This is a genomic window from Halospina sp. K52047b, from assembly GCF_008709855.1.
In the GTDB taxonomy this organism is placed as follows: domain Bacteria; phylum Pseudomonadota; class Gammaproteobacteria; order Pseudomonadales; family Oleiphilaceae; genus Halospina; species Halospina utahensis_B.
The window spans coordinates 246,965-266,254 of the sequence record NZ_VYJH01000003.1 but is presented as its reverse complement, the minus strand read 5'-3'; the positions used below and the strand labels follow the sequence as shown (position 1 = coordinate 266,254).

Sequence of the window (19,290 nt, the reverse complement as noted above, 5' to 3'; positions counted from 1 at the left end):
GATCATTCCTGCGGCATGGGCGCCCCCTGGCTCAGGCGCTCCACGGCCTGCCGACACTGTTCATCAAGCTCGCCAGTGCTGCGGACGCCCAGACCCATATCCCGCAGACGGCCATCCTCCAGACCATAGATGCAGCCGTGGACCGAGAGCTCCTGGCCGCCCCGCCAGGCATCCGCCACCACCGTGGTCCGACAGACATTGGCAACCTGCGCCACCACGTTCAGCTCGCAGAGCTTGTTAACGGCGGCCATCTCATCCGGCTGGGCCGCCAACAGTTCCCGATAGTCCGCAGCGACGTTCTGGATGTGGCGCAGCCAGTTGTCGATCAGCCCCAGGTGGGCATCCTGATAAGCCGCTTTGACGCCACCGCAGCCGTAATGACCGCAGACGATCACGTGCTTCACCTTCAGGACTTCCACGGCGAACTGCAGCACCGACAGCAGGTTCAGGTCGGTCTGCACCACCACATTGGCCACATTCCGGTGAACGAACAGCTCGCCAGGCATCAGCCCCACCACCTGGTTGGCGGGAACCCGGCTGTCGGCACAGCCGATCCACAGGTATTCCGGCGCCTGCTGCTGGGAGAGCCGCTCAAAGAAACCCGGATCCTGCGCCAGCGTGTCCTGAACCCACTGCGCGTTGTTATCGAACAGATGCTTGAGTGCTGTTGCCAATATCCCCCCTAATCCACCTGTGGCCGTCAGCCCCATCTTACCGGGCAGCCGGCCCGCGGGGAACCGGATTGCGGGCCCCACCATTAACATTTATATTTATTGAATCTTTTAAGGAAATGGAACCGGCATGGCCCGCAGCCGCGAAAAACGCCTGAAAAGCCACCGCTTTTTCTTTCCGGCCGCCTGCCTCCATGCGGCCATCGCAATGCCGCTGTCCATGGCCGCCATGCTGGCCGGCTGGCGCTGGGCTCCCGGTCTGGCGGGAAGCCACCATGGTCACGAGATGGTGTTCGGCTTTGCCCTGGCGGTGATTGCTGGCTACACCCTTGGCCCTCAGCCCAGGCGCTGGCTGGCTGCACTGTTCGGGCTCTGGCTGGCTGCTCGTCTGGGCTACGCCCTGGCACCCGGATTCTGGCTGAGCCAGCTGCTCAGCCCCGCATTCGCCCTGTTGCTGGCCTGGCGGGTGGTCCCCCGCTTCAATGCCGCCAAGAAATGGCGCAACCGCATGCTGGTGCCGCTGATGGTGAGCCTGTGCGGTCTTCCCCTGCTCTGGCTGATACTGCCGATCATCCCGGTTCCGGGGGCCACGACGCTGCTTCACACCGGGGTAGCCCTGCTGCTGCTTCTGATGACCTTCATGAGCGGGCGACTGATCGCTCCAGCTGTGGCGGGCACTCTGGAAAAACGTGGCATTACGCAGGAAGCACGGGTCCAGCCGCGGATCGAGGCCGCCCTGATCCTGATACTGGGGCTGGCGGCCGCCCTGACCCTGCTGCCGCTGCCTGTATTGCCCGCAGGCACTTTTCTGGCAGCTGCCGGTATTCTGATCCTGATCCGCACGGTCCGCTGGCGGCTCTGGCTGTGCCTGGACCGGCCGGATCTGTTGGGTCTGGCGCTGGGAACAGTGTGGCTGGCAGCCGGCGCCCTGGGCATAGGCCTGGCGCAACTGCTCGGCCGGGATCCATCGGCGCTGCTTCACCTGATTACAGTGGGCGCGCTGGGAACCCTGACCATCGGTGTGATGCTGCGGATCCACTATCACGCCATCCGCCGCCAGCCGCCGCCTTCAGGCGTTCTCATGGCCACCCTGGTCCCCGTGGCAGTAGCGGCACTGGCGCGGCTGGCAGCAGGGCCGGTTCCCTGGAACGCGCCTGAGCTTCTGTGGACAGCGGCCGCTGCCTGGTCACTGGCCTATGCGTTCACTGCGGGCGCATTGATCCTGCACCGTTGAACTACAACCCAATCCGGTGAGCCCGGCTGGTGAAGAAGATGTTTTTCATGCGCAGCCATGAGAACTCACGCTACGCTTGGGTGGATGTCTTCTTCGGCCCCAACAGCGACAAGGTCCACGTGATCGACAGACAGACACTGGAAATCGAAAAGACACTCCAGCCAGCACCCGGCAAATACAACGTCTGGAATAAGATCCAGTATGAGGAAGGCACCAGCCATTGACGGACATCATTGTGAGCAACTGATGCCCCAGGTACTGTATTACATTAGATTATTCTTAATGCTGGGTAATCCATTCCGGAGTCAGCCGTGGTTACTGTCCCGCACCGGAAAAACGCGCTCCTGGTCATGCTGTCCCTGCTCGCAGGCATTGTCTTCGTCGTGGTTATGGCCAGCCTGAGGCCAGGCCCCGCGGAATCCAGCTCCCCTTCGCCTGCCCGCAGTGTACGGGTCATCCCCATTACCCCCATGCCGTTTCGTGTTGAGGTCAGTGGTTACGGCAACGTGCGCGCGGCCCGACGCTGGCAGGCGGTCGCCCGAGTGGGCGGGCGCATCACCCAGCGTCACCCGGAGCTGGAAAGCGGCAACATCATCGATGAAGGCACCGAACTGCTCCGGATCGATCCAACCCGTTACGAGCTGGCCGTCGCCAGCGCCGAAGCGGATCTGGCGGCCACCCGCAGTGACCGCCGCGAGCTTGAACAGAAAGCCGCCAACACCCGGATGCTGCTCGAACTGGAGAAAGAACGCCTGGCCCTGGCGGAGAAAGAGCTTGAGCGCATCCGCCGCCTTGCAGAGAGGGACGCAGTCTCCCGAACACGTGTGGACGAACAGGAACGGGCGACACTTCAGCAACGTCAGGCCGTGCAGTCACTGGAGAATGAACTGGCACTGATGCCCAGCCAGCGTGAGAGGCTTAAGGCGCACACTGCCCGTGCCCAATCCGCTCTGGAGCAGGCCCGGCAGGATCTGGCGGACACCCGGTTCACCGCTCCCTTCGACCTGCGCATCCATGACGCCACGGTGGAAAAGCAGGAGGAAGTGCGCACAGGGCAAACCCTGCTCCGGGCCGACGGCATCGCCCGGGCGGAAGCCGTCATCCAGCTTCCCGTTGCCCAGCTCCGCCGCCTGCTGCGTCAGCTCCCGGACACGCCCGCTGGCACACCCGACAGATCAGTGGCGGATCTGCACCAACGCCTTGATCTCAGCAGGATCACTGCAACCCTTTCACTGGCGGGAGCCCCGGATGTCAACTGGGACGCCAGCGTCACGCGGATTGCCAGTGGCCTTGATCCGGGCACACGCACCGTCCAGGTAGTACTGAGCGTGGAAGAGCCCTACCGCAATGCCAATCCACCCGAGAAGCCACCACTGGTTCGGGGCATGTACGTGCAGGGCACCCTCTCGCTCCCAACGCCGAATGACGTGATTGCGGTTCCCGCAGCGAGCGTCCACCAAGATACCCTCTATCTGGCCGATGACCAGGACCGCCTTGAACGGCGCAGGGTCTCGGTGGGATGGACCCAGGATGATCTTGCTGTCATCCAGAAGGGGGTGACCCCCGGAGAACGGCTGGTGCTGGATGATCTGGTTCCCGCCATCGATGGAACCCGACTCAACCCGAGCCGCGATGATAAAGCCCTGAATACCATCCGGAGCCAGGCCCGGAGTTCCGCCCGATGATCCGCTGGTTTGCAGCCCACCCCACGGCTGGCAATCTCCTTCTGATCCTGATTCTGGCCATCGGGCTGTTCGCCGCACCCAACCTCAAGCGCGAGACCTTCCCCGACTACCGACCACCGGAAGTCAGCATCACCATGGAATACCGCGGTGCAACCGCCGCAGACGTCGAAGAAGCCATCTGCCAACGGTTCAATGAAGCCCTCCAACGGGTCGAGAACCTGGATGAACTCACCTGCACGGCCCGGGACAACAGGGCGAACGCCATCGCCAGCATGAACCGTGGTGGTGATATGGGGCGTTTCCTGGACGACATCCGGACAGAGATTGAGGCGCTTCAGAACCTGCCCGAGCGCGCCGAGGACCCGGTCATTGAAGAACGTTACCGCACCGATCTGGTGGCCGCCCTCGCTATTTCCGGCCCCATGTCCTTCAACGACCTGGAGGAATACGCCGACGACCTCGAGGACCGACTGCTGCACCTGGAGGGTGTCGCGGATGTGGTAACCCGGGGCCTGTCACAGCGCCAGTGGCAGGTAGCGGTCTCGCGCGACCAACTGCGCCAATATGGGCTGGCCACCACGGATATCGCCGCGGCCCTGCAGCGCCAGAACCTGGACCTGCCTCTGGGAACCCTGGAGACGGAGCGACAGGATGTTCAGTTGCGCTTTGTGGACCAGCGCCAACGTGCCGAAGACCTCAGGGACATCCGCATCATCAGCGGCGACAGCGGTGCCGAGATCCGGCTGGGCGACATTGCCGATGTCAGCATTTCTCATGAACGGGATGAAGAACGGGTTACCTTCAACGGTGAGCGGGCCATCATTCTGGAGGTCCACAAAAGCCTGGGGGCCGATTCGCTGCGCGTCATGGACGCGCTCAAGGCATTCCGCAACAGTGAGCTCAGGGCCACGGATGGTACCGTCAGCCTGGAACTGACCCAGGATATGACCTCCATCGTCCGGGATCGCCTCCAGATGCTGGTTGAGAACGGTATTTTCGGGCTGGTGCTTGTGGGGTTGGTTCTGAGCCTGTTCTTCCGCCCACGCCTTGCTCTCTGGGCCCTGTTCGGACTGCCCGCCGCGTTTGCCGGAGCCTTTGCGGTCATGCTGGCGACCGGGCTTACCCTGAACATGATCACTCTGGTCGCTCTGCTCATGGCCATTGGCATCGTCATGGACGATGCCGTGGTGATTACCGATAACATCGCGACCCACGCCAAACAGAACCGCTCCCCGCTGGAAGCCGCCGCCCACGGCGCCCGCGAGGTCTTTCCCGGCGTCATGTCCTCGTTTCTGACCACGGCTTCCGTATTTGTACCTCTGGGCTTTCTGGCCGGAGAAATGGGGGCGGTGCTCGAAGTCCTGCCGGTCGCCCTGCTCGCCGCCCTGGCCGCCAGCCTCATTGAAGCCTTCTGGATCCTCCCCCATCACCTGAAACGGAGCCTGAAGACGCTGGAAGATGGTGCCGATTCCCGCTTCAGGGCGGGCTTCACGCAGCGTTTCGAGGTGCTGCGCGAGCACGCCGGACGTGTCACGGACCACGCCATCCGAGCCCGCTACCCGGTGCTTGCCGCCATACTGCTGTTCCTGTTCGGCTCTGTCGGTGTCATCGCCTTTGGGGCGATCAAGATGGAAGGAATGCCGGACATCGAAGGTGACGTACTGGAAGCACGGATCCTCATGCCCCAGGGTACCCCACTGGAACGCACCGAGGCGGTTGCAGAGCAGGTCAGCGCTGCCATGGAGGCCATCGATCAGGAGCTGAGGCCTGAGCAACCCGGAGAACAGCCCCTGGTTGAGAACATCCAGACGCGGTTCAACCATCACGCCAGTGCCGGAGAAACCGGGCCCCATATCGCCACCGTCATGGTGGACCTTCTGACGGCCGAAGCGCGCACGACGAACCTGGATACGCTCAGGCAGCGCTGGTACGAGGAGATCGGCAGCATCCATGGCCTTGTCAGCCTCAACATCCAGGAACCCGGTTTCGGCCCGGCGGGCGTTCCCATTGAGGTCCGCCTGCAGCACGAGGATCTGCACACCCTGAAACAGGCGGCCACAGACCTGTCCTCAGCCATTGGTGGTTACGCCGGCACCCTCAACATCATGGACGACCTCCGCCCCGGCAAGCCCCAACGACTGCTCTCACTCAGGGAGGGGGCCCTGGCGCTGGGCATTGATGCCCGCGATGTAGCCACCCAGATCCGGACCAGTCTGCTCGGTGAGATTGTGGACTCGGTTCAGGTCGGAGATCAGTACATCGAGCTCCTGCTGCGCCAGACAGCGAAGGAACGCAATACTCTCGACTTCCTCGCCGACAGCGTCGTGTTCAGCGCCAGCGATGGCGCCGTACCACTGACCGAAGTGGTCCGGGTTGAGAACGCGAGGGGCTGGGGGCAGATTACACGGGTCGATGGACTGCGCACCGTGACGGTCACCGCTGACGTTGATTCACAGACCGCAAACGCAGCCGCTATTGTGGGCGATCTGAGGGAAACAGAATTCCCGCAACTGAAGGATCGTTACGCCGACCTCGGAATCACCGTGGAAGGTCAGACCGCCCGCTCACAGGAAACAGGCCAGTCCATCGCCCGGGGCCTGTTGATCGGGCTTGTGGGCATATTCCTGATCCTGTCGTTCCAGTTCCGCAGCACCATCGAGCCTGTGATCGTGATGCTGGCGATCCCGGTGGCCTTCATGGGCGCCATCTGGGGCCATATCCTGATGGGCTACAACCTGTCCATGCCATCACTGATCGGAGCCGCGTCCCTGGCCGGAATCGTGGTAAACAACGCCATCCTGCTGCTCCAGTTCATACGGATCCACCGGGAGCATGGGCTCGATGCCCTGAGTGCCGCCAGCCAGGCCAGCCGGGACCGGTTCCGGGCCATCTTCATCACCTCCAGCACCACCATCGCCGGCCTGCTACCGCTGCTGACCGAAACCAGCACCCAGGCCATGGCGGTCATTCCCCTGGTGATCTCCGTTGTGTTCGGGCTGTTGATCTCAACCGTGCTGATCCTGATCGCACTGCCGGCGTTCTACGCCATCCTCAGCGATCTTGGCCTAACCAGTACGGACGCGGATGCCTTTTAAGACTGAATTAAGGTTGCGCCCATAGGCTGGAGCCTGAATACATGGGCAGCGGAGAACCAACCATGAATCAGGACAATCAGGTGCGGGTCTGGGACCCGTTCATACGCATCTTCCACTGGCTTCTGGTCATTGCCTTCTTTACGGCCTATCTGACCGAGGGAGAGCCCGAGTGGCTGCATGCCTGGGCGGGCTACCTCATTGTGGGGCTGCTGGTATTGCGCATTATCTGGGGCTTTATCGGAAGCGAACACGCCCGTTTCAGCAGCTTCGTGTTCTCTCCCGGCACCATACTGGCGTACCTGCGCGACACTATCCGGGGACGCGCCGCGTACTACCGGGGGCACAACCCGGCAGGCGGTGCCATGATCCTCGCGATCATCCTGTCCCTGCTCATCACCTCCGGCGCCGGAATGGTCGTCCTCGCGGGGGAGGAAGGCGAAGGGCCTCTCGCCGGCTGGCTGATTGCCACACCGGAGATGCAGTCAGGGGTTGCCCCCGGCGAAACGCATAACAAGTCTGAAGAGGGCGAAGAAGCCCACGAAGAGGAAGAACACGAGGAAAGCGCCCTGGTGGAAACGGCCGAAGAAGTCCATGAGTTGTTTGCTAACCTGACGCTGGCGCTGGTGATTCTTCACGTGATCGCCGTGATCGTGGAAAGCATCCGCGAACGCCAGAACCTGGTCCGATCCATGTTCACCGGATACAAGAGGGGGCACTGATGACAATCCTGCGGAAATGGCGGCGGCCCATGGCCGCCCCACTGCTGCTTGCGGCGCTTATACCCATTGCCGGCGCCGATCATGACGAGGTCCGGGAACTGCATGAGAATGAGGACATCGTTGGTCTTGAACAGATCCTCAGCACCTTTCACCAGCGTTACCCCGATGGCCGGGTACTGGAAGTGGAGCTGGAGTGCGAGGACGACGAGCACATCTACGAACTGGAAATCCTTGGCCCATCGGGAGAGGTCCGTGAACTGCGCTTTGACGCCGTTACCGGTGACTTTCTGGGTGAAGAGGATTCGGATGACTGATGCGACTGTTACTGGTTGAGGACGAGGCCGCCCTGGCCGAACAGCTGAGAAAGGCGCTGAGTGATGCGGGCTTTGCCACGGATGTCACCGGCGACGGCATTGAGGCGCAGTACCTGGGCGAGGAAGAGGCCTACGATGTGGCGGTACTGGACCTCGGCCTGCCCGGGCGTTCGGGGCTCGACGTGCTGCGGAACTGGCGGACGGCGGGCAACGACCTTCCGGTCCTGATCCTCACGGCCCGGGACGCCTGGCATGAGAAAGTCGACGGCTTCAAGGCCGGTGCCGATGACTACCTGGGGAAGCCCTTCCATACCGAGGAGTTGATTGCCCGGCTCAATGCCCTCATCCACAGGGCCAGCAACCGGCCCGGCGGTGCCCTTACCGCCGGCGGCCTGACCCTCGATGAAGAGCGCCAGGAAGCCCTTCTGCCTTCCGGCACCCGGGTAGGGCTGACCGGAACCGAGTTCCGGCTGATACGCTACCTGATGCTTCACCCTGATACCCTGCTGTCGAAAAGCCGCCTCACCGAGCATGTCTATGAATACGACCAGGACAGGGACAGCAATGTCATCGAGGTCTACATCAACCGGCTGCGCCGGAAGATCGGACACGAGGCCATCGAGACCCGGCGTGGTCAGGGCTACGTCTTTCATCCCCGTTTCTTCCACCAGCAGGACGGCTGACTGAGGCTATGGCACGCACCAGCCTGCAATCCCGGCTTGCCATTGGCATTGCCGCCCCGGTGGCAGTAGCGACGCTGCTGACCGTGGTCCTCGTCAGCTATGGCGTGCGCCAGCTGGTGGATGACTTTGTACTGACCCGTCTCGAGCACGATCTCGAGACCCTAGTCGCGGGCGTGGAATTGAGTCCGGACGCGCCCCCGCACCAGGGCAAACAGCTGACCCAGGTCTATCAACAGCCCTATTCCGGCCACTATTTCCAGATTGAAGCGCCGGGCAGCGCGCCCCAGCGGTCCCGCTCCCTCTGGGACCAGAGGCTGGACCTGCCCGATCTCGAGCCAGGCGAACGGCGCACCTTCCGCACCCGGGGGCCCGAGGGACAACCCCTCATGATGCTGGCTGAGGGCTTCAGCCAGTCGGGGCGCTCCGCCGTGGTCGGTGTCGCCGAAGACCTCGGCCCCCTGACGAGCACAGTGCAATTTCTCCAGATCGCCATCGGCGGTCTCGGCGTCCTGCTTCTCGCTCTCATTGTCCTGGCACAGACAGCACTCATCCGTCGCGGCCTGGCACCGTTGAGCGCGCTGCGCCAGGAACTGCATCGCCTGGAACAGGGCGATATCACGGAGCTCAACGCCAATCGTGTTCCAGCGGAAATCCAGCCCCTGATCAAGGAAATCAACCAGCTGATCCGGCTGATCTCCAGCCGCTTAACACGCTCCAGGAACGCCCTTGGCAACCTTGCCCACGCCCTGAAAACGCCACTGACCATCCTCGATGGGCTGGCTGAAGACGGGGAACGCACAACCGGCGACGAACTCCACCGCCAGGTCGCGGTCATGCGCAACATCGTTGAACGGGAACTGCGCCGCGCACGCCTTGCTGGCGGTGGCATGCCCGGCAGAACACTGGCACCGGAGACCGCCCTGGGTGAACTCGTCGATGTGTTCTCCAAGGTCTACGCCAACAAGGCCATTACCTTTGATATCCAGGCACCGCCGGAGCTGAAGCTGCCCCTGGACCGGGAGGATTTCCTGGAGCTGGCGGGGGTGCTTCTCGACAACGCCTGCAAATGGTGCGATCACCGCGTCCAGGTGGCCGTGGAACGGACCGGGGAAACGACGCTGCTCATCGTCGACGATGACGGTCCGGGCTGCCCCGCGGAGCAGCGCGATTCCCTGGCGAAACGGGGCTGGCGGGTGGATGAGGAACAGCCGGGCTCCGGCCTGGGGCTTGCCATCGCCGCCGACATCCTGGAGCAGTACGACGGGCTCCTATCCTTCCATGACTCGCCGCTTGGCGGATTGCAGGTGAAAGCCACTCTCAAAACAGGGAGGGATTGATTTCCAGGGCAACCACTGCTTTTTCATCCAAAAAGATTTACTTTATTAGAATTTTATTCACACGATCCCATCAACACAGACAATAACCATCAAATCCAGGGAGACAAACCGATCATGACACTCATCCGTAACAGCCTTATCGGCGCACTATTGGTAACAATAACTCTTGCCGTTCTGCCGGCACAGGCAGAGGACGTGACCTCGGAACTGACCCCCAAGTTACGGGGACTTCTCCAGAAGGAGATGGTCGGAATCGAGGCTGCCATGAAGGAAGTCTACAGCGCCATTATCCGCGGCAACCACGAGGTCGTGCAGGAAAAAGGGCAGGCCATTCACGACAGCTTCATCCTTGATCAGGAGTTGACCCAGGAAGACCGGAAAACACTCAAGGCGTCTGTCCCCAAGGCATTCCTGAAGCTGGATCAGAAGTTCCACAAGCAGGCTGCACAGCTCTCGGAAGCAGGCAACGCAGAGAACACAAGGAAACAGAAAAAGGTCTTCGACCAGATGACCAACTCCTGTGTGAGCTGTCACAGCCGCTTCGTGAATGAGCGTTTCAGTGGTCTGAACCAGTAAGCCCGACTGCTCCCGCAGCCGGGCCGGCTGCTTCAGGCCTGGGACGCATCCAGCGCCTGTTCGACATCCGCCAGTATGTCGTCGACGTGCTCAATGCCGATGGCGAGACGGACCAGGTCCCGGGAGACACCGGCACTGGCCAGCTCCTCGTCATTGAGCTGGCGGTGGGTGGTGCTGGCGGGGTGGCAGGCCAGTGTCTTGGCATCACCGATATTCACCAGGCGCACGATCATCTGCAGGGCATCAATGAATTTCGCGCCTGCCTCATCGCCACCCCTGATGCCGAAGGACAGGATACCCGACGCCCGGCCGTCCATGTATTTCTTCGCAAGCTCATGATACCGGCTCGATTCAAGGCCCGCGTAATTGACCCAGTTCACCGCCGGATGCTTCTCCAGATACTGGGCCACTTTCAGGGCGTTCTCACAGTGGCGCTCCATGCGAAGGTGCAGGGTCTCGATGCCCTGCATCAGCTGGAAAGCGTTCATGGGTGACAGGGCCGCGCCCATGTTGCGCAGCGGCACCACCCGACACCGCCCGATGAACGCCGCCTCGCCCATGGCTTCGGTGTAGACCACGCCATGATAGGAGGGATCCGGCTCGTTCAGCACCGCGAAGCGTTCAGGATAGTCGGCCCAGGGGAAACGGCCGGAGTCCACGATGGCACCGCCAAGCGTGGTGCCATGCCCGCCCATGAACTTGGTCAGCGAATGGATCACCACGTCAGCGCCATGCTCGAAGGGGCGCCACAGGCAGGGCGTTGCTACCGTGTTATCCACGAACAGGGGCACTCCATGGCGATGACCGATGGCAGCCAGCTTTTCGATGTCAACGATATTGCCTGCCGGGTTACCCACAGTCTCGCAGAAGATCAGCTTGGTCCGGTCATCGATCTGGGCCTCGAACGCATCCGGATCATCAGCGCTGACAAACCGGACCTCAATACCCTGTTTCGGGAAGGTATGGGCAAAGAGATTGAATGTACCCCCAATAGAGTTGGGTGGTGGTCACGATGTTATCGCCGGCTTCGGCAATAGCCTGGATTGCGGCAGTGATCGCCGCCATGCCGGATGCCATCGCCAACGCGCCCACGCCGCCTTCCAGCAGCCTGACACGCTCCTCCAGGAAAGCATTGGTCGGATTCATGATCCGGCTGTAGATGTTGCCCTCAACCTTCAGGTCAAACAGGTCAGCACCATGCTGTGTGTTGTCGAAAGCATAGGAGGTGGTCTGATAGATCGGGGTTGCGACCGCCTTGGTGGTGGGGTCGGGATGGAAGCCGCCGTGGATGGCGAGAGTGTCCGGTTTCATGGGTATCCTCAGATGCCAGTTGTTGTGGTTGTCGCTCACGATGCCAAGAATAGGACAGCCTGAAGCAGACTGGAACCATTAACCCAGTGGCAGAACCAGCAATGCCGACTACTCCCCGCCTGTTGACTCCAGGTCATCGGAAAGCCAGCCCCGGATGCGCGCGGAAACCCGTCTCTGCTCACGGGCCTGCCCGCCCCTGGGTATCGGGATAGCAGACTGAGTATAGGCCGAAAAACCGCCCCGTCGCGCGGCGGCCGAGCGCTTCTCAGCGCGCTCGGACTGGAGATCCCGGTCATACAGATCAAGAACGGGGACGCTGTAACCCTCCCCCAGCTCTGCGACCAATCCATCGCTGAACGGTGGTCTCAACCGAGCATCGACCCACACCATGCCAAACTGGCCCGGCGGGAAGGTGGCTCCGTTGGCACTGACGTAGCGCAGGACAAGATCCGCACCGTCACCAACACCCACAAGCGCGATGGGACCAACGTTCTCGTTCCGCAGGACATTCACCGCCGCCGTAAGACGATCCGTAGCCCGTTGCTGCCACTCATCATCTCGTGTGGGCGCCGCAGAGTCCTGGGCGACCCGGATGGTCATATCCGGCGGCTTGGAGGCCTCATCCCCACCCTGATCCTCACCACTGCCGCTATCCCCTTCCGCGTCATTTCCGTTCTGGGCTGTCTCCTCTCCATCATTGCCCTCATCACCTGCGCCAGGCTGGACGGGTTCCAGAACCCGCTCGGGCAGGTCCGCTACCGGCTCCGCCGGTTGAGCAATCGAAAGAGTCAGCCAGCCGGCATCGGTGAGCTGCGTTCTCACCGCACCCGCAACTCCCTGGTCAGGCGACTGGCCGGAAGGCGCCACAACCAGGACCCCACCATGGCGCTCAGAGACTGTCTCCCGCTTCAGAAGGCCAGTGAAGACGTTCTCACCCTGGCCCAGCTCAAGCGCCTGATCCGGGTACAGCGATGCCAGCGACCCACCCGCATCACCGGGCCCGTAGTGGACCATGGTGATGCTGGGCGGCTCGACGCCCTGCTGGGTATCCTCACCCGCCGCGTTGTCCTCTCCCTCCGGGGCCTGGCCAGCGTCCTCCTGCTGGCCTATGGCTGGCAATGCAGCCGCACCAAGGCAAATACCGATCAGGGCAATGGGTACGGAGCGACGGAACACGGAACCTCCTGTGGTACGGAATAAGCCGGAAGCGTTAAACTGCTGCCTTTCGGCAACAGTCTATCAACAATGGCGGATCTTCCCATGAACGAGCCCCTTATCGCGCCCTCCATCCTCTCAGCGGACTTCGCCCGGCTGGGCGAGGAAGTGGACAACGTCCTGGCCGCGGGCGCGGACATGGTCCATTTCGACGTCATGGATAACCATTACGTCCCGAACCTCACCATCGGCCCCATGGTCTGCGAAGCCCTGCGCAAGCATGGCGTGACCGCTCCCATCGACGTGCACCTGATGGTCAAGCCGGTGGACGACCTGATCCAGATGTTCATCGATGCCGGCGCCAGCTACATCACCTTCCACCCGGAAGCTTCGGAACACATCGACCGCTCCCTGCAGATGGTGCGCGAAGCCGGGCTCAAAACCGGTCTGGTCTTCAACCCCGCCACGCCGCTGCATTACATGGACTACGTGATGGACAAGATCGACATGATCCTGCTGATGTCCGTGAACCCCGGCTTCGGGGGCCAGTCCTTCATTCCGGGCACCCTCGACAAGCTGCGCGAGGCGCGCCGAAAGATCGATGCCAGCGGTCGTAACATCCGCCTTGAGGTGGACGGCGGTGTGAAGGAAGACAACATCGGGGAGATCGCTGCAGCGGGCGCGGATACCTTTGTTGCCGGTTCCGCCATCTTCAAGAAGGATGATTACAGCCGCATCATCACCGATATGCGGGAACGGATCGCCGAGGCGCGATCAGCGTGACCCGCACGGCGCTCCCCGAAACACTCCTGCTGGACCTGGACGGCACCCTGGTGGACAGCGCCCCCGATCTGGCCGCCGCCGTGGATACCATGCTGGCGGAGCTGGGGCGTGCCCCCGCGGGTGTTGAGAAAACCCGGCTCTGGGTCGGCAACGGCGCCCGCAAGCTGGTGGAACGGGCCCTGGCTGATGCCTTCGACCCCGCCACGCCCGGAGACAAGGGATTTGCCGACCATGCGGAGTCCCTTTTCTACAGGGCTTACCACGCCTGCAACGGGCATCACAGCCAGCTCTATACCGGCGCCATGCCTTTTCTGGAGGCAGGCCGGGCGCGGGAGTCCCGTCTGGCCATTGTCACCAACAAGCCGGCCGAGTTCACGGAGCCGCTGCTGGAACGGCTCGGCATCGCCCGTTACTTCGGGGCCACTGTCAGCGGCGACAGCCTGCTCGGTGACAACGGCACCGTCATCCGCAAACCCGACCCGGCCCACCTGCAGCTGGCGCTCGACCGGCTCGGCGCTCCAACGGACAGCGCCTGGATGATCGGGGATTCCGGTTCGGACATCCTCGGGGCACGCAATCTCGGTATCCCGAGCGTGGCGGTTACCTACGGCTACAGCCAGGGGACGCCGGTCGCGGATTACGGCCCGGACTGGATCGTGAACGACCTGACGGAACTGCTTTAGACACTTCTAGCTGCGCGCCAGCCGCCGGTTCAGCGCCCAGAGCGACAGGGGCGCGAAAACCAGTGTAATCACGCCGGCCCACACCAGGGACCACAGCGCCGGTTCCAGTACCGGCCCGCCACTGAGCAGCCCACGGGACGCCTCCGCCAACAGGGAGACCGGATTGGCTGCCACCACCGCTCGGATAAACGGCGGCAGCGTGTCCAATGGCACGAAGACGTTACTGAGAAAGGTCACCGGGAACAGCGCCGTAAACCCGAACAGCTGCACGTGTTCCGGATCCCGCGCCACCACGCCCACCAACACCATGATCCAGGACATGGCGAAAGCGAACACCAGCAGCAGGGCCAGCATTACCAGCACGCCACTCACCGGAGCCCCCAGCCGGAATCCGAGCAGGAAGCCCACCACCAGCAACAGCAGGACACACCAGGCCTGCTTGACCATGTCCGCCAGGATGCGCCCGGCCAGCGGCGACCAGCGCGCAATGGGCAGGGCCCGGAAACGGTCGAACACGCCCCGGGTCAGGTCCGTGTTGAGCCCATGGCCAACGTAAACGGTCACGAACACCAGGTTCATCACGATCACGCCGGGCAGGATGAAGTCCAGGTAGGCTGCCGTGGAGCCCGCGACCGCACCGCCGAAGACATACAGGAACAGCAGCAGGAACAGGATCGGCTGGATGCTGAAGTCCATCAGTTCCCAGGGATTGCGCCGCAGCTGAAGCAGGGAGCGCCAGGCGAGGGTCAGGGTCTGCTGGAGGCTGCTCATGGGGCTGCCTCCGCATCTCCGGCCGGCGTCTCGACGCTGGCGTGGCGACCGGTCAGTGTCAGGAAGACATCATCCAGGCTCGCACCACGCAGCGTCAGCTCCCGGGCCACGATGCCGGACTCGTCCAGGCGCCGGACCACGGCCGGTACCAGTGCCGGGTCACTGACCGGAACCCGCAGCCGGGCCCCATCCACCTCGGGCTCGCGCCCCACGATCTCCGTCACGATCGACAGCGCGGTCGCCATGTCCGACTCGTGCTCCGGCGCCAGCACCAGGGTCTGTCCACCGATGCGCGCCTTGAGCTGATCCGAGGTGCCACTGGCAATAACACGCCCCTGATCGATCACCACGATCTCATCCGCCAGGCTATCCGCTTCCTCCAGGTACTGGGTCGTGAGCAGCACCGTGGTGCCCTGGGCCACGAGCTGGCGGATCAGGTTCCAGAGATCCAGGCGGGCGCGCGGGTCGAGCCCGGTTGTGGGCTCGTCCAGGAACAGAATACGGGGTCGGCCCACCAGGCTGGCGGCCAGGTCCAGGCGCCGGCGCATCCCACCGGAATAGGTCTGGACGGGCCGATGGGCCGCGTCTTCCAGGCCGAACTCCGCCAGCAGCTCGCCCGCCCTTGCCCGGGCATCCCGCCGGGGGAAACCCAGCAGGCGGGCAATCAGGATCAGGTTCTCGCGGCCGGTGAGCTTTTCATCCACGGAGGCGTACTGGCCGGTAAGGCCGATGCGATTCCGGACCGCAGCGGCCTCCCAGACCACATCGAAACCGTCCACCCAAGCCTGCCCGGCATCCGGCGCAAGCAGGGTCGCCAGGATGCGGACCGCCGTGGTCTTGCCGGCACCGTTGGGGCCCAGCAAACCAAGAACGGTGCCACGCGGCACGCTCAGGTCGATCCCATCGAGCGCCCGGGTGGCACCGAACTGCTTGACCAGGCCTTCGGCGCGGATCGCTTCATCCATGGCCCTCTTTCCCCGTTTGGTGGAAAGCGGTCAGGATACCTGCGACGCGCGCCGGGCAACAGGTGCTGGACGCGACCCGCTCAGAAGTCGTAGGTCAGCGTGGCCTCGACACTGCGCTCCGCACCGTAATAGCACACGGATTCGCTGTAGCATGCCCCCACGTATTCCTTGTCGAACAGGTTCCTGGCGTTCAGGCTGGCGGTCACGCCCTTCATGCCCATGGTCGTGAGGTCATAGCTCAGGTTGGCATCCACCAGGGTGTAATCCGGCACTTCCAGCGTGTTGGCCTCATTCGCCCAGCTTTCACCGACGTACCGGAGACCGAGGGCGGCATCCAGACCCTGCAACGGCGCACTGCGGAATTCATAGGATCCCCAGAGAGACGCCATGTGACGCGGTGTGGCAACCGGCGTATTGCCCTCGTTGCCGGCGCTGGACTCCTCGACCGTGACATCGGTATAGGTGTAGCTCGCCATAACGGACCAGCCGGGTGTCAGCCAGGTGGTGGCCTCCAGCTCCAGCCCCTCGGACCGGGTCGAGCCCACCGCGCGATAGGCCCGGATATCGCGGATGTAGTTGGCCACGTTGTCCTGGTCAATCCGGAATATGGCAGCGCTGTAACGATCCCGTGTGCCCGCGGGCTCATACTTGAGCCCCGCCTCGTACTGCCGGCCTTCCGTGGGTTCAATGAGGTTGCCATCCTCGCCCACATTGCTGCTGGGACTGAACGACTCCGAGTAACTGACATAGGGCGCGGCCCCGTTATCAAACAGGTAAAGCAGCCCCGCACGACCACTGAACTTGGACGCATCCAGCTCCTCGTCCCCGCTCGCACCAGTCAGAAGCGTGTCGTATTCGTTCGTCACATCCACCCAGTCGTGGCGACCGCTTAGTGTCAGCCGCCATTGGTCCAGGGCCACCTGGTCCTGGATATACACCCCCGTCTGCTCGAGCTGCCGCTTGTTGTCCTGATAGGGATTGATCGTCCCGGTATTGCCGTACTGGGGATCAAACGCATTGATCGGGGGAATGGTAGAGCTGAAATCGGGATTGTAGCCGGCGGTCCAGTAGGCATCCGTATCAACCCGCTGGTAGTCCAGGCCGGTCAGGACCCTGTGCCGGCTCCCTCCAATGCCGAATTCCGCGATCAGCTGATTGTCCACGGCAAAGGAGTCGAGCGTCTCGTCCGCCCCGAAAAAGGTCCGTGCAAGCTCATTACTGTTACCGACCCAGCCGCCCGAAACATAGACCTGGCCGTATTCCACGTCCGTGTTCATATAGCGCAGGTTCTGACGGGCGGACCAGGTGTCATTGAACCGGTGCTCGAGCTGGTAGCCCAGCATCATCTGTTCCCGGTCGAATTCCTCAAGTGACGGCTCACCCTCGTAGAAATCATTCGGGATGGTCCGGCCATTCCGGGGTTCCAGCGTCCCCTCTGCCGGCAGGGAGCCGTAGTAGCCGCCTTCCGGATCCTTCTGGAGCTGGGCCAGCAGGGTGAGGGTCGTCGAGTCCGTCAGATCCACGGTCAGCGACGGCGCCAGGGCGTAGCGTTCCTCCTCCACGTAGTCCCACTGGGTATCCGATTGCTTGACCCGGCCCACCAGGCGATAGGCTGCGTTCCCGGAATCACCGACCTCATTGCTGAAATCAAAGCCCAGGCTCCTGTGGCCCTGGGTCCCAACGGACGCCTGGACCTGATACTGCGGCGTGAAGGTGGGCCTCTTGCTCGTCATGGCGATCAGGCCGCCTGGCGCGGAGCGTCCGTACAGCACGGAAGAAGGCCCTTTCACCACCTCAATGCTCTCGAGGAAGTAAGGGTCAATCTGCATGATGCTGTAGGTCCCCTTATCGTTCAGAACCTTGAGGCCATCCAGGTACTGGTTGTCCGTGCTGTCACTGCCAAAACCCCGGAGCTTGATCGCATCATAGCGGCTCGCCGTCGCCCCATACTGGTTGGTGAACACACCGGCGCTGTAGCGTGTCGCTTCCTGGACACTCCGGGCCCCCTGCTCCTCGATCTGCTCGCGGGTAATGGTGGAAATCGATTGCGGCGTCTCGACAAAGGGGGTCTCCGTCTTCGTCGCCCCCCGGGGCGCTGTAATCTCCAGCGTCTGCAGAACGCCGATGTCAGCCTGGTTTTCCTGTGCAGCGATGGGCAGAGCGGACCCGGCCCCGGCGACAGCCACCGCCACGGCAACCGACAGTCTGGAAGGATGAACCATACAGCAAGCCTCTCTTAATCTCTGAATGAATAATGCGAATTATTCTTCTTTAGATCCATAGAGAGGTATTCAAAGTGCCAGATTATCTATGCGGACTGCCAAAACCACTCAGGTCAGGTCCCTGGGCGATACCCCGAAATAGCGGCGGAAAGCCGTCGCGAAATTGGACGCATACCGGTAGCCACTGCCATGGGCAGCCTGCTGGACACTGTAGCCCTGCTCAAGATGACACCGCCCCAGCTCCAGGCGACACTGGCGAAGATAATCGAACACCGAGGTCCCGTAAGTGGCACGGAACTTGGCACGCAGACCGCTGGAGCTCATCGCGGCCCGCTGGGCCAGCGCCTCCAGCGTATAGTGCTCCGTCGGGGCGAACGCCAGCAGCTGCCTGACCGACTCAAGCCGCTTCTGCTCATGGGACAGGGGCACCTGCCGCAGCGGGCCGCCAGCTTCGTCACCATCAAGACCATACGCGGCCAGCTGCAGCGCCAGCCCCTCGAGAAGGAGCTTCTTCTGGAGCTCGGCCAGGGGGGATACCAGGCTCTGCTCAATGGACTGGATCAGCGCGGCCGGCATCCGCCAGAGGCGGAAAGGGTGCTGGATGTTGCGAAGGAGAGCGCTCAGGGCCGGGCTGACAGTGCCCGTGCTGCCTGCGGCGACGGGATCGAAAGCCAGTGTCAGGGTCTTCAGGCGCTGTCCCGCCGGCTGGAATGCCTGGAGCGCGTATTCAGGGCACAACTGGAGACTGACTGCCATACCGCCTTCAAGCTCCCGCGACACGGCCCCCACCGAGATACTGACCCGGCCTTCAAGCACGATGACGATCAGCAGGGGCGCATGGCCCAGGGACGCCGACTCATAGGACTGGAAGAGTTCCAGCTCGGAGCGGGTGAAGCGGAAGCCGGAGGGCAGTGCTGTTTCCGTGATGCTTCCCCTTGCCACGGTCACGTCCGGGTCGGACCGTCCGGAGGACGGGATATCGGGAAACCGGTAATCAATGCCGTAGTGCTTACCGAACGCCAGGAAATCCCTGACCCCGAAAGAGCGTGAAGGCTGGACACTGGACTCAGGTTGCATGGACGAGAC

16 protein-coding genes and 2 pseudogenes are annotated in these 19,290 nt (G+C 62.7%); 11 read left to right on the top strand and 7 right to left on the bottom strand.

Annotated elements, in window-relative coordinates; all coding sequences use genetic code 11:
- Positions 1 to 2: 2 nt before the first annotated feature.
- Complete coding sequence (gene can / locus F3089_RS05860; protein ID WP_225741688.1) at positions 3 to 674, bottom strand: carbonate dehydratase; 672 nt, start codon at positions 672 to 674, stop codon at positions 3 to 5.
- 127 nt (positions 675 to 801) lie between these two features.
- Here can and F3089_RS05855 point away from each other — a divergent pair, with 127 nt between their 5' ends.
- The 9 genes and pseudogenes from F3089_RS05855 (at position 802) to F3089_RS05815 (ending at position 10,314) form a co-directional block, all read left to right on the top strand.
- The gene (locus F3089_RS05855) at positions 802 to 1,905 is read left to right on the top strand and encodes an NnrS family protein (RefSeq protein ID WP_151439891.1); all 1,104 of its coding nucleotides are present in this window, start codon (positions 802 to 804) and stop codon (positions 1,903 to 1,905) included.
- A gap of 41 nt (positions 1,906 to 1,946) precedes the next feature.
- Positions 1,947 to 2,129, top strand: a pseudogene (locus F3089_RS05850) (cytochrome D1 domain-containing protein); the annotation flags it as partial.
- Positions 2,130 to 2,216: 87 nt separating this feature from the next.
- Positions 2,217 to 3,590, top strand: coding sequence for an efflux RND transporter periplasmic adaptor subunit (locus F3089_RS05845; RefSeq protein ID WP_151439890.1), 1,374 nt, complete (start codon positions 2,217 to 2,219; stop codon positions 3,588 to 3,590).
- The gene (locus tag F3089_RS05840) at positions 3,587 to 6,685 is read left to right on the top strand and encodes an efflux RND transporter permease subunit (RefSeq protein WP_151439889.1); all 3,099 of its coding nucleotides are present in this window, start codon (positions 3,587 to 3,589) and stop codon (positions 6,683 to 6,685) included. Before F3089_RS05845 ends, F3089_RS05840 begins: the two co-directional genes overlap by 4 nt.
- Positions 6,686 to 6,747: 62 nt before the next feature.
- A complete protein-coding gene (locus F3089_RS05835) occupies positions 6,748 to 7,404 on the top strand; it encodes a cytochrome b/b6 domain-containing protein (RefSeq protein ID WP_225741687.1) in 657 nt (218 codons plus the stop codon).
- Positions 7,404 to 7,718: a PepSY domain-containing protein gene (locus F3089_RS05830; RefSeq protein WP_202405673.1), complete on the top strand. Its 315-nt coding sequence runs from the start codon at positions 7,404 to 7,406 to the stop codon at positions 7,716 to 7,718. The genes F3089_RS05835 and F3089_RS05830 overlap by 1 nt, the downstream gene beginning before the upstream one ends.
- Positions 7,718 to 8,401 carry a response regulator transcription factor gene (locus tag F3089_RS05825; RefSeq protein WP_151439887.1) on the top strand — a complete coding sequence of 228 codons (684 nt, stop codon included), beginning with the start codon at positions 7,718 to 7,720 and terminating at the stop codon, positions 8,399 to 8,401. Before F3089_RS05830 ends, F3089_RS05825 begins: the two co-directional genes overlap by 1 nt.
- A gap of 8 nt (positions 8,402 to 8,409) precedes the next feature.
- A complete protein-coding gene (locus F3089_RS05820; RefSeq protein ID WP_151439886.1) occupies positions 8,410 to 9,738 on the top strand; it encodes an ATP-binding protein in 1,329 nt (442 codons plus the stop codon).
- 114 nt (positions 9,739 to 9,852) lie between these two features.
- A complete protein-coding gene (locus tag F3089_RS05815; RefSeq protein ID WP_151439885.1) occupies positions 9,853 to 10,314 on the top strand; it encodes a cytochrome c in 462 nt (153 codons plus the stop codon).
- Positions 10,315 to 10,346: 32 nt separating this feature from the next.
- On the opposite strand, the pseudogene F3089_RS05810 reads toward F3089_RS05815, so the two are convergent.
- Positions 10,347 to 11,625: pseudogene (locus F3089_RS05810) on the bottom strand (O-acetylhomoserine aminocarboxypropyltransferase/cysteine synthase family protein).
- 108 nt (positions 11,626 to 11,733) lie between these two features.
- A complete protein-coding gene (locus tag F3089_RS05805) occupies positions 11,734 to 12,801 on the bottom strand; it encodes a DUF3530 family protein (protein ID WP_151439884.1) in 1,068 nt (355 codons plus the stop codon).
- Between the two features lie 84 nt (positions 12,802 to 12,885).
- Here F3089_RS05805 and rpe point away from each other — a divergent pair, with 84 nt between their 5' ends.
- The gene (gene rpe, locus F3089_RS05800) at positions 12,886 to 13,563 is read left to right on the top strand and encodes a ribulose-phosphate 3-epimerase (RefSeq protein ID WP_151439883.1); all 678 of its coding nucleotides are present in this window, start codon (positions 12,886 to 12,888) and stop codon (positions 13,561 to 13,563) included.
- The gene (gene gph / locus F3089_RS05795) at positions 13,560 to 14,246 is read left to right on the top strand and encodes a phosphoglycolate phosphatase (RefSeq protein ID WP_225741686.1); all 687 of its coding nucleotides are present in this window, start codon (positions 13,560 to 13,562) and stop codon (positions 14,244 to 14,246) included. Before rpe ends, gph begins: the two co-directional genes overlap by 4 nt.
- Before the next feature lie 6 nt (positions 14,247 to 14,252).
- Here the strand turns inward: gph and F3089_RS05790 are convergent, their stop codons facing one another.
- From F3089_RS05790 to F3089_RS05775, 4 genes are all read right to left on the bottom strand, one after another.
- On the bottom strand, positions 14,253 to 15,017 hold the full coding sequence (locus tag F3089_RS05790) for an ABC transporter permease (protein ID WP_151439881.1): 765 nt from the start codon (positions 15,015 to 15,017) through the stop codon (positions 14,253 to 14,255).
- Positions 15,014 to 15,982, bottom strand: coding sequence for an ATP-binding cassette domain-containing protein (locus tag F3089_RS05785; protein ID WP_151439880.1), 969 nt, complete (start codon positions 15,980 to 15,982; stop codon positions 15,014 to 15,016). The genes F3089_RS05790 and F3089_RS05785 overlap by 4 nt, the downstream gene beginning before the upstream one ends.
- Positions 15,983 to 16,062: 80 nt before the next feature.
- Entirely contained in the window at positions 16,063 to 18,204 is a 2,142-nt protein-coding gene (locus F3089_RS05780) for a TonB-dependent siderophore receptor (RefSeq protein ID WP_151439879.1), read from the bottom strand.
- Positions 18,205 to 18,312: 108 nt separating this feature from the next.
- Positions 18,313 to 19,281, bottom strand: a complete 969-nt coding sequence (locus F3089_RS05775; RefSeq protein ID WP_151439878.1) for a helix-turn-helix transcriptional regulator — start codon at positions 19,279 to 19,281, stop codon at positions 18,313 to 18,315.
- Between the last annotated feature and the right edge of the window lie 9 nt (positions 19,282 to 19,290).